Raw genomic sequence first — 13,035 nt, 5'->3', positions numbered from 1 at the left:
GGTTCAACCTTCAATTGTCCTTGAGGGGGTGCAGGGGGATTAAAGCCCCTTGCGTTTCCCGCTGGCGGGACGGAAGGGTGGAAAAGGGCCATGGTGGTTAATGTGATAAACCACTCCATATAGCAATTTAGATGGCAATTCGGGCTACCATAGTAGCAAGAGCGTGCTACAATTTCATAGGTATCTAGGAGGCTATGCTATGGCTTTAGATGAAGCACAACACACACCATCAAGTAGCACGCTGGTAGCAGAATTGGCGAATTACGGCATCGACGAAACGGTTCGCAATGCCCTAGCCAGCATGGTTGATACGGCTCCAGGCGCGATGCTCTATCGCTTTAATCCGGCCTATTTGGCCGAAGAAGTTGGGCTTTCGCGCCGCTCAGGCTTACAAATGATGGCCGCAGCGGTGCAGGTTGGCCTTTTTAATTTGAATTGGGAAGCGCGCTGTATTTATTGTGGCTATCAAGCCCATGCCTTCGATAAATTGACCCAAGCACATTCGAAGCAATATTGTGCAATGTGCCGCGACGATTTCCAAGCCAAGCTCGATGATGGCATTCACGTAACATTCTCGGTGGCTGAGCGGGTGCGCAGTTTGCCAGCAGGCATCGATAACGAAGCATGGCGCGAAGCAACCGACCGCCGTTTGGGCGTGACAACCTCGCATGAATTGCTGACCGTGCAGGCCTTCCGCGATTTATTTATCGACGAGCCATTGCCCGACGGCGAAAGCTTTCAGATCAAATGGGCGGCCTTGATGTTCACCGATCTTGGTGGCTCAACCGCATTGTATGCTCGCAAAGGCGATCCACGGGCCTACAGTTTGGTGCGCGAACACTTCAACATCCTGTTTAATGTAGTCAATCAAGCAGGCGGCGCGGTCGTCAAAACCATTGGCGATGCAATTATGGCAGTGTTTGTTGATGGTGCGGCGGCGGTCAAGGCTGGCCAAAATGCCTTGGCGGCAATCGAAGCCTTCAACCGTGAGCGCGAGTTGGCCGATGACGAGCGTTTGACGCTCAAAGTTGGTGTGCATGCAGGGCCAACGCTTGCAGTCACGCTCAACGATCGGCTTGATTACTTTGGCACGACCGTCAATGCAGCGGCGCGGGTGCAATCGAGCGCCAACTATGCAGAATTGGTGGTAACGCAGCAAGTGCTTGAAGCGCCAGGCGTGGCCGAAATTCTGCCCAGCGATCTCGCCAACGAAACCCTGATTTTGCGTGGGCTTGATGACCTGCCATTTAGCGTTGTGCGGCTCCAGCATACCAACTAAAAGCAGCGTATTGTTAGGCAACCCTTCTCAATAAATGAGAAGGGTTTGTTGTTTAAAAGCCAAAATCCCCCATGCGAGTGAAGATTTTATATATCACATGGCATATACTTTCAGTTAGGGATGCGAAATCGCACATTGTACCACCCCGCCCCATGAGAGAGCAGCATCCACGCTATAAACCTACCCGATGGGAGAACTTATGGCTGCCCCAATTGTTCTGGTGGAGTACCACCAGCTTCTTCAGGTTGCTCAGCGTTTTCAACACAAGGCTGATGGGGTTAGTGCATTACGCCAGCAGCTTCAAAGCACCGTAGGCCAATTACAGCACAATTGGCACGGCACAGCGGCGACTGCATTCTTCCATGAGTATCAAGCTGAAGTTGAACCAGCGTTTGAGCGCTTACGCGAAGCACTTGAAACCGCCCGTGATGTTGCCATCGCAATTCACACTGGCATGCGGAGTGCCGAAGAGGCTGCGGCGGCGCTTTTCAAACACAATGCTGCTGCTATTGTCGTAGAGGTAGGAGCCGTGGGTTTGGGGGCAACGATTAGTAGCGTGATTGGATTACGCACAGCCCCGCCTGCGCCACGCGTTGGTGCAGCAAAACTACCAGGTGGGCCAGTGTTCGATGCCGCCGGCAACTTAATTTGTTTCGATTTAACCCTCGCTGAATTTGAAATGCTCACCGCCCCCGAACGGATTCAATGGGTCGAAGCTTTAGAGGCACATGCCGATACCCCTAATTGGTTTCACAATATTCAAGATATTATTGCGTTTTTCGATGAATCAGCGGCGCTTGGGCACATGGGCTTCGTGGGCCGATGCTGGGGTTTTAGAGGCGATGCAAAATGGCTATAAGTTACATGATTTATCTAAACAAGGACTACCCATTCCAGCAGGATTTAATGACTGTGATGGTGCTGCCCAAGCTTGGCAACAGTTCTTTAATCGTGAAAAAGCAGGTGCTGATAAAACCGAATTATTACCGTTATGGTCAGCTGCCGAGCAACGTGGAGTCAATTATGGTTCAGATGCTGCCAACTTACGGGCAGGGATTCCCGCGCCAGGCACATCAGCGGGTAATTTAGTTCTCGACTTTGTAGCCTATGGCAATACCTATCGCTTTATCGCACGGATGCAGGGTGGTGGAGAGACATTTGTCCAAAGCTATGGCCCATGGGTTGGCCAAGAAATTGGCACAGATGTTGGTAGAGGAGTCATAACCCCAGTCGCTAACGAAGTCGATAGGTTTGTTGATAGTATCTTTGGCTCAACCCCAACTAGCGAAAGAATCAAAGATTGGGGTGGTGGAATTGGTGGTAAGGAAGGCCGTGACGCTGGTGATTTGGTAACCATTCCAGGCATGGGTGATTGGTTTTTTGACCCTCGCAGCGTTGTACCGCTCACTATACATGGCCCAACCTATTTCATGGCCAAAGCTGTTGAATTGGGGTTAATTCCAGCCTTATCAGGCATGACTCCCGTGGGTGGACATATGACGCTCTACAATGGAACCACAATTATGCCAAATGGTGATGCTCACTTACGCAGTGGCATCATTATTGGCACCGATGGAGTGGTTACTAAACCAAGTGGGGAGAAGATTCCTCTCGAAGGAACCAAAATAAATCCTGATGGCACGTACACCTTAAGTGATGGAACGATTGTCCAATGAAACACCTTTTTATCTTAACGAGCTTTTTATTAATTATTACTGGATGCACTATGCAAACGAAACCGCCAATTGATATGCCGTATACTCCACAACCACTAACCAAGCCAACGGAAAATCTTGGTGATTATAGTGGACTGGCTTGGATCGATCAGGGAATCGTTGTTCAAGCAAAACATCGGCCTCCCTCGACTCAACGACTTATGTGGATGCAATCTGATCTCAATATTGATGAATCATTATTGATTCCTCATGACCCAACCTTTGCAGTAACCTTACACTATCATCCACAACGCCTACCCAATGGAACGATTGGCTTTATTCTTGATACTGGAGTAGTCAATAGCCAAGGTATGCTTGATGAGTTTTATAGTTTTGTTCAGTTTGATCCGACCACCAATACTCTCAGCGAATTAATTCCACGCCCCGCACCGCGTAAAATCTTATCTAAAGGCAGGGTGGTATGGAATCCCAGCATGGATCGGGCCTTGGTCACCGATGGCCAGTATCTTGGCTCGCACTATTATTGGTGGACTGCCAGCGACGGCTTTCAGCCCCTCGACCTTGAGGTCGATGTCGCGCAGTATTTTGCTTGGTCGCCTGATGGTACTACCATCGCCTTCTTCGGCTTGCCCGATGCTGGCTCAGGCGTGGTCAGTGCCCTCACCCGTCCCGAAAATCTCTATCTCATGGATGCCGAGGCTGGCAATCGTCGGGTTGTGCTGGCGGATGTCTACAATATTGCCGGTTTGCAATGGTCGCCTGATGGCCAATGGCTTGTCTTTGTCGCCAATTTCGACCGCTCCTCCGACCAAGTATGGCTGTTCAAACCTGCCACCAGCGAGCGGCTTGCCCTAACCCCGCCTGGCCACTATCAATGGCCTGCATGGTCGCCCGATGGCAAACAGATCGCCGTGATTTGGTATGACCCGGGCAACACCGGCGACGACGACAAGGATGCCGTGATCGTGCTTGATGTGCCCGATCTGATACGGAAATAACTACCAACAAGCTCGCTGAGGAGTCGGTATGCACACCATCAGACTATTCATTGGCTTCAGTTTTATCGTTGTGATGCTCATTCGCTGTGGTGTATCGATGACCCAAATTCCAACAACACCCATTACGCCGACCCAATTAGCAGTTCCAGCAGGAAGCTATTCTGGCCTCGCATGGCTTGATCAGGGGTTAATTGTACAAGCAGATACCCTTCAACCTCCAAGACTAGAACAATTCTGGTGGATCGATCTGGCATCGGGATCAATGACCAAGCTTTCGATTCCTGAAGATCCGCACTTTCAATACACCAATTATTACATGCCCCAACGCCTGCCCAACGGTCTACTAGGCTTTCGCACCAAGCAGTCCAATCCAAATCTTAAAACTGGGGCAGCTGCTAGTGAGTTTGGCCTGTGGCAGTTTGATCCGACCACCAATGCGCTCACGCCGCTCTTGCAGCCTGCCATGCCTCAACACCTCAGCCAACATCTTCGTTTCAGCCTTGCTCCTGATCTGCAACGTGCCGTGCTCTCCGATGGCGGGTATCTCCAGTCTCGGCTTTTTTGGTGGTCTGCTGATACTGGCCACGAGCCGCTGGATGCTGGCGTTGCCATCTGCCAATACCTTGCGTGGTCACCTGATGGCAAAACCATTGCCTATGCTGGCTCACCCGATGCTGCCAGTTCCTTCGGAGCCTTATGGAGCGTCCGCTCAAATCTCTACCTGATGGATAGTGATGGATCGAATCGGCGCGAGATTGGCACAAAGCTGCGCGGTATTGCTGGTTTACAGTGGTCGCCTGATGGCCAATGGCTGGCCGTCATTGGCTACTTCGACGGCTTCGACAACCAGATTTGGTTGGTCAATCCGACTACTGCTGAATGGCGGCAACTCACCAATACGGTTGGCGACTATCAATGGCCTGCGTGGTCGCCCGATGGCAAACACATCGCCGTGGTTTGGCGAAAACCAGCTGATCTTCCGCCTAACGATTACGTGGTGACCATCGATGTTTCGGCCTTCGTGCAATAACCCAGCTGCTCAAAGGGAGAGGAGTCGGTATGCATCCCCTAAAACTATTGATCGGCCTCAGCCTGATCGTCCTAGCACTCATTCGCTGTGAGGTTGCCAAAACCACTATCCTGCCCTACACACCACAACCGCTCAATAAGCCAACGGAAAATCTCGGTGATTATAGTGGGCTGGCTTGGATCGATCAGGGGCTGGTTGTGCTTGCCACTAAAAGCGGTGCACCTTCACGCTACCGCCTCTTCTGGCTTACCTCTGACCGCAAACTCGGTGATCTCGTTGCCATTCCTGATGCAATCGATGCCGATATTACCCTCCATCGGCTCCCCGATCGCCTGCCCGATGGACGACTTGGCTTTAAATACAGCACCGACATGCAGGTCATCAATGGCCCGCCAACGGACCAACATGGCTATAGTGCCTTCGACCCAGACACCAATACTCTCAGCGAATTAATCCCACGCCCCGCGCCGCGTAAAATCTTACACAAAGGTCGAGTGGTATGGAATCCCAGCATGGATCGGGCCTTGGTGACTGATGGTCAGTATCTTGGTTCAAAGTATTATTGGTGGACTGCCAGCGACGGCTTTCAGCCCCTCGACCTTGAGGTCGATGTCGCGCAGTATTTTGCTTGGTCGCCTGATGGTACTACCATCGCCTTCTTCGGCTTGCCCGATGCTGGCTCAGGCGTGGTCAGTGCCCTCACCCGTCCCGAAAATCTCTATCTCATGGATGCCGAGGCTGGCAATCGTCGGGTTGTGCTGGCGGATGTCTACAATATTGCCGGTTTGCAATGGTCGCCTGATGGCCAATGGCTTGTTTTTGTCGCCAATTTCGACCGCTCATCCGACCAAGTATGGCTGTTCAAAACCGCCACGGGTGAGCGGCTTGCCCTGACCCCGCCTGGCCACTATCAATGGCCTGCCTGGTCGCCCGATGGCAAACAGATCGCCGTGATTTGGTATGACCCGGGCAACACCGGCGACGACGACAAGGATGCCGTGATCGTGCTTGATGTGCCTGACTTGGTGCGGCGTTAGTTGATTGCATGCTGCGTGGTTGCTTACATCAAGAGATACCATGCCAGTAAGGCTGCACCTATCGCCACGCCACCAACGATCAAACCAAGCAAAAATCCATTGCCTTGCTTTGGCTGATTCCATGGCAACGATGAGCCAGCCAGCGGATCGACGCTTGGAGCAGAGGTTTTCCAAGTGCTTGAGGAAGGTGGGGTTTGCTGACTGCTAAAGTTACTTTGCTCTTGCATAATGTCGGGAATGCCATTGTTATCGCGATCAGCAAACATGGAGTTAAGTTGATCGGCGCTGCCTTCCATAATGTCGGGAATGCCATTGCCATCGCGATCAGCAAACATGGAGTTCAGCTGATCGCTGCTGCCATTGATCACATGCTGCTGGCTTACATTGGTTGTATGGGTCGTTTCGATAGTGGTATTTTTATCAAAAAGGTTAGGAAAACCACCACGATCTGCTAATTCATCCATCGCTTGTTGATAGGTTTGGCGATCTGTGGCGGACATTTCATCGATGCTGTTGTATTTACGCCCATTAACAACATAACTCGGCATACATCCTCCCAAATTTAACTGGTCAACATACGCACCAATACGCGCAAACGATCATAATCGTCGCGCAGCAAACGGGCTAATTCGCGGCCTGCATACAGCTCATATTCGCGCCGATTAGCTTGTAACTCGGCAGCATTGCGAATCGCAGTGCCCAAAAGTTCATCAACAATCGGCAAATTGGCGTGTAAGACCATGCGAAAGAAATCGCAGTGTTGGGTAAAACGATGCACGGTATTATCATCGCATAAATGGACGCTGTAGTGGACGGTTGGCGGTTGCGGTGGCAGATAATGAATAATGCGGCCAGCCCGCTCGTAGCCTATTACCAAGGCGCTCCACTCGGTTTGCAATACAGCGGCGAGATCAGGGTGTTCGCTATAAATTTGATCGTCGTAAAACTCGCTACCATCGTAGCGCCGGCCACCACGCACCATAGCTTTGCCGCCAAGATCGCGGCTGCCAGTCCGAATATCGTAGACCAAGCCATAGACACATAAATCGTTGTCGTAGCAGCCAGCCTTGATCAACGAGCCAAAAGGCGGCGCATTCAGCAACTCATATGCGCCAGTTGTCCATTGAGTTGAGCTTGCTTCGATCACTTCACCAATACGTTGTTCTTGCATATATGTTGGGTATAGGCTATCGAGGATAGGCTATAGCTAAAAGAGTTAAACCCGCACTTGGGCTTTGGCATCTTGTTTTAATGATGAGCCATTGCTCAAGCGCGCATGCCAAAGGGCTTGCTCAATCATTTGGCGAAACACCCGACGATCGCTTTCGCGTACTACTGCTTGCTCATGCGCCCGCGCCAACGCCACCGGATAGCCACCGCCGCGATGCGCTTGATCATACGCGACTGCGTGAATCAAATCAACCCATTCTGGCCGTTGCGCCACCCATTCGGGCATTTCGATCCGCGCTAATTCGGCCCCAACATTCAGGTAGAAGAAATAAATTGCGTGCTCGCCATATTCTTCAACATTAATTTTGGAGAGGCTTTTGAATAACGCGCTGCGTTCGCCATCACCCAGCCAGCCATTGCCAAATAATTTTGTATCGTTGATCCCAGGGTAGGGATCGATAATGCCTTCTGCTTTGCTGGCATTGTTCAAGATTGGTTTGGCAATCAAACGAGCAATTCCGGTCACTTCAGGCGCTTTGGGGTGGCTGATGTAGGAGCAGGTTGGCACATCGGCAGCCCGTAAAGCAGCCAAACCTTGATCAAGATAGCGTTGCAAGAAATGGCTGCGTACCCATGGATCAAGCCCGCTCAACGACCAGCGAATCAGCGTGCCATCTTGCATTGCGACTAACGGCGCAGTGCTAGTGGCCAAAATCTCTTGGGCTAGGCTCGCCAGCGCAATCCCTTCACGAGTATCACGCTCAGCATGCACCAAAGCTCCGGCCATTTTATAACTGCGGCCATCTTTATCCCGCAGCAACAATTCTTGATCGTTGTAGTGCAAGGCTGGCACCGAATGCAATTTGGAATAGGGCTGTTGGCCATATTGAATCGTGACCAACCCAAGGTTAATCAAAAAACACTCGACCGCCCAATGCCGATCAAGGTCGATCTGCGAGCCATCAACCGCTGCCAAACAATAATTTGGCGCAAATTTGGGCAAGCGATAGCGATTGGTTATTGGTTCGGCGGGAGCAGCCAAGAGCCACGGGCTGCGCAGATAATTTTCCTCTGCATGGCGTGCCCAATGTTCCCAGCGCGGGCTTTCTTTTTCCAAATTTGCCCAGGCGGTAGCAACCAATTGATCATGCTCATTGGCTGTTTGGCGCAAATCGCCACCCATGCGCTTAATTTGTTGGCCAACCTGATTAAAATCGAGTGGCATGTTGTGCTCCTCACGTAGTTGGCTTGATCAAATGTTCCAATGTTTTCGCCACCTTCCATCCCTCCACCGAAGAGACGTAGTGGGGTTTTGAGATCCCCTCACCCCAACCCCTCTCCCGTGGCGCGGGGGCGAGGGGCTTTAATGCTACGGTTCTCTCCCAATTCCTTGGTGAAAAACGATGGCTCCCCCTCGCCCGCGTTTTCGTGGGCGAGGGGGTTGGGGGGTGAGGGAATGGGGCACATCAAATCAATTCTTAAAAACCTACCCTTGTAAGATTTTCATCCCCCTGCACCCCCAAATATGTATCTGTTGGATTGTTGTTATTTTTCAGTTTTCAACCTTCGTGTGCTTCGCGGTTTCTAACCCTGATCACTGCCTCTAGCCCCAAATCCTAGCATCTTCCTGTGTCAATCTCTGTCACAAGCGGCCCATTTGGCGCTCTTTTTCCAAAACCCGCATTAACTCACGCGCCAAACGCACCGGATCATGGCGCAATGGATTGGCTGGATTGATCACGTTGGCAGTGCGCACGCGAATTGGCAAATCTGTGGTTTGATCAAGCGGCACAATCGTGGTACGGCCCTGCCATTCAGGCGCAAAGCGATGGTTCTGACGATCGTCGCTATTGGCCAAGGCAACATCAAACACATCGGGGCCGACGTGCTCGACGAGCGCTTGCAAGTGGTCGCGCACTCCAAAATGGTCGGTTTCGCCAGGCTCGGTCGCTACGTTACATACATAGACCCGCACCGCTTGGGTTGCCTCGCGAATGGCTTGATTGACTTCGCTAATCATCAAGCTCGAAAGCAAACTGGTGTATAAACTACCAGGCCCAACAATAATCAAATCGGCTTCTTCGATGGCTTTGATCGCGGTGCGCACGGCCAAGGCAGTTTGTGGCTGCAAATACACCCGTTTGATCCGTTGGCCGCTTTTGGCAATCCGCGATTCGCCGCTGATATGCTCGCCATTTTCCAACTCGGCCCACAGCACCACATCATCAAGCGTGGCTGGCACAATTTGGCCGCGCACAGCAAGAACCCGATTGGCCTCACGCACACCTTCGCCAAATGAGCCAGTTACTTCGGCAAGGGCTGTGATAAACAAATTGCCAAAGGTATGGCCTTCGAGGCTGCCAGCCTGAAAACGATGCTCAAACAAACGGGTCATCAATGGCTCGGCTTCGGCCAAGGCTGCCAAACAGCGCCGAATATCGCCTGGCGGCAAAATGCCAAATTCTTGGCGAATGCGGCCTGAGGAGCCACCATCATCGGCAACCGCCACAATCGCCGTAATATTGTCGGTATATTGTTTGAGGCCACTAAGCAAGGTTGAAAGCCCGTGACCGCCGCCAATTGCCACCACTTTGGGGCCATGACGGGTGCGGCTGCGACCAATCAGAGTTTCGGCCAAATCGATTGGCGCAGTGTTGCGGGGCAAGGCTGCACTCAGCAAAACCCGATTGAGATGGCGAAACGCAAAGCCAGTAGCGAAAATCCCCACCAAACACAAAATAATCATGCGAATGGTGCGCGGCCAGAATTGCAAGGTCAAATAATAGAATATCGCTGGCAGTTCAACCGTCGTATACAACTCACGTAGGCCAAATGCTAAGCCCAGCGCCGAAAACATCAGGCCCAAAAGCATGAGGACCAACCAACGCTTGACCCCAATGCCAACTTTAAGCCAGCGGCTATCCAATAATTTGCGGGCAGATGCAGGTACAGATTGTTTCATAGTCCCCCAATTATAGACCCAAATGCCGTTATAAGGGCATTATTTGGCGACGTAAATAATAGCTAAACCACCAACTTAGGCCAAGTGGGTAGATAACGAGGATCGCGAGCAGGAAGAAGGTTAATCCAAGGCCATCAAAATCGTTGATTACCAGCCAATGAGTGATGCTGGCAATCACAAAACCAAGCGCCAATTGACTAAACAGCCAAACTCCAGCCCAACGGTGAGGCCGCATGACCAAGGCAATTGGCCCGGCCACACAGCCAATCGCAATCAACATGGCGCTCAGCATATGCCGATAGTAGGTTGTGTGCGGACTATTAGTGATCCACAATAAACTAGGCGGCCAATTAAACAGAATATAGGCCGCCCAATAGCCAAACAGCGTCGCCAAAACCACCGATCGCACGCGGCAGATTGCCACTTTGCGCAACATCCAGCCAATTAGCCAACCAAAGCCAGCAAAAATGAGACTGGCTAGGCCAATGCTTACAATACTCAGGCGCTGCATTCCCAATTGCCAAATAACCGGCAAGCGCAAACTATCGTTCCAATCGTTGATGCCAACAATCGCCATCATGCCAAAGAAAACGCCCACAAACAGCACCACAAACATATACCACCACAAGCGACCATTGCCGTAGCGCTCGCCAAAGGTCTGAACTGATGGCACATGTAGATTGGGCAGATGTTCAGGCATCGGCAAATTCCTTTTAGCGAATTGGCTCGGCAATCGTAATCAGGCGATGGCTCAGCTCTAAATTACCTTCAACAATCACTTGATCACCAATGCACGAAACTAAGGTCAAACGCTCTGAACCAACGGGCAAAATGTATTGGACTTGATCAGGTGTAGCCCACACTTGTTCAGTCACGCGGTAGCGATATTCGCTGCCATCTGCACTATAAAGCTTAATTGTCTCACCAATCGCCACATCTTTCACCCGTGCAAAGGGTGCTGGCACATTCGGCGCATCCTTCCAGCGCAACACATGGCCCCAAAGCACCACATTTTCGCCTTGGCCAGGCTGCGCACTCAGATTGTACCAACCAACATCGTGTTTTGGTACAATTGGCACATTGCGTTGATCAAGGCCAACCGAAACCGGCGCAAGATCCAGCCCAATCACATCAATCACCATGCGCACTGGTTGGCTTGGGTTGCTGCTTGGGTTGGCGGTTGGTTGCGGAGCAGCGGTTGGCGGCGCGTTTTGTTCGTTCAAGGTAGGCGTATCCAACTCGACTGGTTTGCTGGTAATTTCTGGCGCAACCGTTTGGGTTGGCAAACGAGTGGGGCTAGCAGCAGCAGTCGCAACCGGCGTAGTTGTTGGCACAACACTTGCCACCACCGCTTGCGTAGTTGGTTCGAGGCTCGGCAACGCAGTTGCACTAGGATTGCCCACCGTTCCACTACATCCAACCAATAAGCACCCTACGAGACCAAATAGCATCCGACGCATGCCAAAACTCCTTATCCAGCAATCCATCCACATGGCACGAATTGCGTAATCTATCTTGTAATGTCGATTCGCTACGATATGAACTTTATAGCCCTGTCCAAGGTGTTTGGAAACCTTTTCACAAATCGAGGTCATCAATGACGCACAACTTCTATGCAACCTTACCTATTATCACCGATTTTGTCCAAATTACCGATGCCAGTTGCTATCAAAAAGTCCCTGCCGATTGGTATATTGTTGTGAGTGATATTGAACAATCGACCAAAGCGATTGCTGAAGGTCGCTACAAAGATGTGAACTTCATTGGTGCTAGCACGATTGTGGCCTTGCTTAATTTGCAGCCCAACCTCGATTTGCCATTTATTTTTGGTGGCGATGGGGCGACTTTATTGTTGCCGCCATGGTTGGTCGAGCAAGCTAAGCCAGCTTTGCAGGCAGTTCAGCATCTGAGCCAATCGATTTATAACCTACACTTGCGGGTTGGCATTATTCCAATCAGCGAGGTTTATGCTCATCGCTATCAGCTTGAAATTGCCAAATTTGCCGTCTCGGAGAATTATGCCCAAGCTATGATTAATGGCGATGGCTTGACCTTCGTTGAGCAAACGATTAAAGATCCAATGTTGGGTGCCAAATATTTGCTTGCAGCCCAAGCCAGCGATCAGCCAGGCTTGCTCGATGGCCTCGAATGCCGTTGGCAGGAGATTCCCAGCCGCTATGGCGAGACCGTTTCATTGTTGGTGCGGGCCGAAGCTGCTACCAGCGCCGAGCGCAACAGCATCAATCGCCATGTGATCGAGCAAATCGAGGCGATTTATGGCGCAGACGCTGAGCATCATCCGGTTGATGTGCAGCAAATCAGCTTATCGTTGTGGCCCAAAGATCTGTGGGCCGAAGCTCGGTTGCGCGGCGGCTCCAGCAAATTGCAACAATTACGCTATCTCAACAACATTTGGTGGCTCAACGTGCTTGGGAAGTTCTTGTTGGCAACCGGAGCCAAAACCGAACTAACCGATTGGGCCGAATATCCCCAGATTTTGCAAGCCAGCACCGATTATCGCAAATATGATGCAATGTTGCGCATGGTGATTGCAGGTACGCCCGCCCAACGCCAACAACTTGAACAATTTCTTGAGCAGCAACGCCAAACTGGCAATTTAAATTATGGCCTGCATGTTGCAGATAGTGCCTTGATGACATGCATTGTCTTTGAGCGTATGGGGCGGCAAGTTCATTTTATCGATGGCAATAACGGTGGCTATGCCAAGGCTGCCGATCAACTTAAGCAACAGAGCCATGCCCACCAAGTAGCGATCACGCTGAACGCTGTGGCATCCTCGAAAACAGGACTATTGGGGGATACTTCATCACCATCATGGGGGACATGCTGAGTATAATGGCTTCATTGCACTTTTTGGAGGCC

General features: G+C 51.3%; 13 protein-coding genes. 7 read left to right on the top strand and 6 right to left on the bottom strand.

What is annotated here, in order from left to right:
- Window positions 1-199: 199 nt before the first annotated feature.
- The 6 genes from C5S61_RS26260 (at window position 200) to C5S61_RS26235 (ending at window position 6,020) form a co-directional block, all read left to right on the top strand.
- Window positions 200-1,279: an adenylate/guanylate cyclase domain-containing protein gene (locus C5S61_RS26260; RefSeq protein WP_110520501.1), complete on the top strand. Its 1,080-nt coding sequence runs from the start codon at window positions 200-202 to the stop codon at window positions 1,277-1,279.
- Between the two features lie 199 nt (window positions 1,280-1,478).
- Complete coding sequence (locus tag C5S61_RS26255; protein ID WP_164689797.1) at window positions 1,479-2,138, top strand: WXG100 family type VII secretion target; 660 nt, start codon at window positions 1,479-1,481, stop codon at window positions 2,136-2,138.
- Complete coding sequence (locus C5S61_RS26250) at window positions 2,062-2,955, top strand: hypothetical protein (protein ID WP_124033512.1); 894 nt, start codon at window positions 2,062-2,064, stop codon at window positions 2,953-2,955. Before C5S61_RS26255 ends, C5S61_RS26250 begins: the two co-directional genes overlap by 77 nt.
- Before the next feature lie 50 nt (window positions 2,956-3,005).
- A complete protein-coding gene (locus tag C5S61_RS26245; RefSeq protein WP_164689796.1) occupies window positions 3,006-3,953 on the top strand; it encodes a TolB family protein in 948 nt (315 codons plus the stop codon).
- 28 nt (window positions 3,954-3,981) lie between these two features.
- Window positions 3,982-4,983: a TolB family protein gene (locus C5S61_RS26240; RefSeq protein ID WP_110520494.1), complete on the top strand. Its 1,002-nt coding sequence runs from the start codon at window positions 3,982-3,984 to the stop codon at window positions 4,981-4,983.
- A 29-nt stretch (window positions 4,984-5,012) separates the two neighbouring features.
- The gene (locus C5S61_RS26235; RefSeq protein ID WP_110520492.1) at window positions 5,013-6,020 is read left to right on the top strand and encodes a TolB-like translocation protein; all 1,008 of its coding nucleotides are present in this window, start codon (window positions 5,013-5,015) and stop codon (window positions 6,018-6,020) included.
- Between the two features lie 23 nt (window positions 6,021-6,043).
- Here C5S61_RS26235 and C5S61_RS26230 read toward each other — a convergent pair whose 3' ends face one another.
- The 6 genes from C5S61_RS26230 to C5S61_RS26205 form a co-directional block, all read right to left on the bottom strand.
- Window positions 6,044-6,568, bottom strand: coding sequence for a hypothetical protein (locus tag C5S61_RS26230; protein ID WP_110520490.1), 525 nt, complete (start codon window positions 6,566-6,568; stop codon window positions 6,044-6,046).
- 14 nt (window positions 6,569-6,582) lie between these two features.
- On the bottom strand, window positions 6,583-7,191 hold the full coding sequence (locus C5S61_RS26225) for a hypothetical protein (protein ID WP_054536806.1): 609 nt from the start codon (window positions 7,189-7,191) through the stop codon (window positions 6,583-6,585).
- A 45-nt stretch (window positions 7,192-7,236) separates the two neighbouring features.
- Window positions 7,237-8,415, bottom strand: a complete 1,179-nt coding sequence (locus C5S61_RS26220) for a DNA double-strand break repair nuclease NurA (RefSeq protein ID WP_110520488.1) — start codon at window positions 8,413-8,415, stop codon at window positions 7,237-7,239.
- Between the two features lie 417 nt (window positions 8,416-8,832).
- Window positions 8,833-10,152, bottom strand: a complete 1,320-nt coding sequence (locus C5S61_RS26215; RefSeq protein WP_110520487.1) for a gluconeogenesis factor YvcK family protein — start codon at window positions 10,150-10,152, stop codon at window positions 8,833-8,835.
- A gap of 28 nt (window positions 10,153-10,180) precedes the next feature.
- Complete coding sequence (locus tag C5S61_RS26210) at window positions 10,181-10,852, bottom strand: hypothetical protein (RefSeq protein WP_110520486.1); 672 nt, start codon at window positions 10,850-10,852, stop codon at window positions 10,181-10,183.
- A 13-nt stretch (window positions 10,853-10,865) separates the two neighbouring features.
- Entirely contained in the window at window positions 10,866-11,612 is a 747-nt protein-coding gene (locus C5S61_RS26205; RefSeq protein WP_110520484.1) for a class F sortase, read from the bottom strand.
- A 137-nt stretch (window positions 11,613-11,749) separates the two neighbouring features.
- Here C5S61_RS26205 and C5S61_RS26200 point away from each other — a divergent pair, with 137 nt between their 5' ends.
- Window positions 11,750-13,003, top strand: a complete 1,254-nt coding sequence (locus tag C5S61_RS26200) for a DUF3095 domain-containing protein (protein ID WP_110520483.1) — start codon at window positions 11,750-11,752, stop codon at window positions 13,001-13,003.
- The last annotated feature ends 32 nt before the right edge of the window (window positions 13,004-13,035 follow it).

It is taken from the genome of Herpetosiphon llansteffanensis, assembly GCF_003205875.1.
GTDB classification, from domain to species: domain Bacteria; phylum Chloroflexota; class Chloroflexia; order Chloroflexales; family Herpetosiphonaceae; genus Herpetosiphon; species Herpetosiphon llansteffanensis.
This window is presented reverse-complemented; position numbering and strand designations above follow the sequence as displayed.

Bases quoted from the DNA above. Each gene is read 5' to 3' on its own strand.
- C5S61_RS26200 (WP_110520483.1), top strand. From the start codon at position 11,750: ATGACGCACAACTTCTATGCAACCTTACCTATTATCACCGATTTTGTC.
- C5S61_RS26225 (WP_054536806.1), bottom strand. From the start codon at position 7,191: ATGCAAGAACAACGTATTGGTGAAGTGATCGAAGCAAGCTCAACTCAA.
- C5S61_RS26220 (WP_110520488.1), bottom strand. From the start codon at position 8,415: ATGCCACTCGATTTTAATCAGGTTGGCCAACAAATTAAGCGCATGGGT.
- C5S61_RS26210 (WP_110520486.1), bottom strand. From the start codon at position 10,852: ATGCCTGAACATCTGCCCAATCTACATGTGCCATCAGTTCAGACCTTT.
- C5S61_RS26255 (WP_164689797.1), top strand. From the start codon at position 1,479: ATGGCTGCCCCAATTGTTCTGGTGGAGTACCACCAGCTTCTTCAGGTT.
- C5S61_RS26240 (WP_110520494.1), top strand. From the start codon at position 3,982: ATGCACACCATCAGACTATTCATTGGCTTCAGTTTTATCGTTGTGATG.
- C5S61_RS26260 (WP_110520501.1), top strand. From the start codon at position 200: ATGGCTTTAGATGAAGCACAACACACACCATCAAGTAGCACGCTGGTA.
- C5S61_RS26230 (WP_110520490.1), bottom strand. From the start codon at position 6,568: ATGCCGAGTTATGTTGTTAATGGGCGTAAATACAACAGCATCGATGAA.
- C5S61_RS26235 (WP_110520492.1), top strand. From the start codon at position 5,013: ATGCATCCCCTAAAACTATTGATCGGCCTCAGCCTGATCGTCCTAGCA.
- C5S61_RS26205 (WP_110520484.1), bottom strand. From the start codon at position 11,612: ATGCGTCGGATGCTATTTGGTCTCGTAGGGTGCTTATTGGTTGGATGT.
- C5S61_RS26245 (WP_164689796.1), top strand. From the start codon at position 3,006: ATGCAAACGAAACCGCCAATTGATATGCCGTATACTCCACAACCACTA.
- C5S61_RS26250 (WP_124033512.1), top strand. From the start codon at position 2,062: ATGAATCAGCGGCGCTTGGGCACATGGGCTTCGTGGGCCGATGCTGGG.
- C5S61_RS26215 (WP_110520487.1), bottom strand. From the start codon at position 10,152: ATGAAACAATCTGTACCTGCATCTGCCCGCAAATTATTGGATAGCCGC.